This is a genomic window from Pseudoalteromonas sp. BSi20311, assembly GCF_000239875.1.
Lineage (GTDB): Bacteria > Pseudomonadota > Gammaproteobacteria > Enterobacterales > Alteromonadaceae > Pseudoalteromonas.
The window spans coordinates 1-518 of the sequence record NZ_BADU01000170.1; the positions used below are offsets into that span (position 1 = coordinate 1).

Genomic DNA, 518 nt, shown 5'->3' on the forward strand with positions numbered 1-518 from the left:
TTAGAGCGCGAGAATAAAGAGCTCAAGCGAACGAATGATATCCTGAGGCAAGCTGCCGCTTTTTTCGCCCAAGCGGAGCTCGACCGCAAACAGAAGTAATAGTGGATTTTATTGATGCTTGCCGAGAGCATTACGGTGTCGAGTCAATTTGCAAGGAATTGCCGATTGCACCATCAACGTATTATTCTCATAAACAGATACAAAGAGAGCCTGAGCGACTGTCTAACCGCAAAAAGCGTGATGCTGAGCTGATGATACTCATTCGCGAAGTGTGGGAGGATAATATGTCAGTTTATGGTGCAAGAAAAGTATGGAAGCAGCTACAGCTTGACGACCATCAAGTCGCCCGCTGTACAGTCGAACGATTGATGCGAGTTATGGGAATTCAAGGTGTTCGTCGGGGTAAAGCACATAAGACAACGATACCTGACGAGCAACAAGATAAGCCACTGGATTTAGTTAATCGTCAATTTACTGCTGAGCAGCCAAATCAACTTTGGGTAGCTGACATCACCTAT

General features: G+C 45.6%; 1 pseudogene and 1 other annotated feature. The pseudogene reads left to right on the forward strand.

Annotation, left to right across the window (positions count from 1 at the left end):
* Nucleotides 1-518 (forward strand): annotated as a pseudogene (locus tag P20311_RS17460) (IS3 family transposase); the annotation flags it as partial.
* Nucleotides 57-173 (forward strand) — a sequence feature (AL1L pseudoknot). (Overlaps the previous pseudogene by 117 nt.)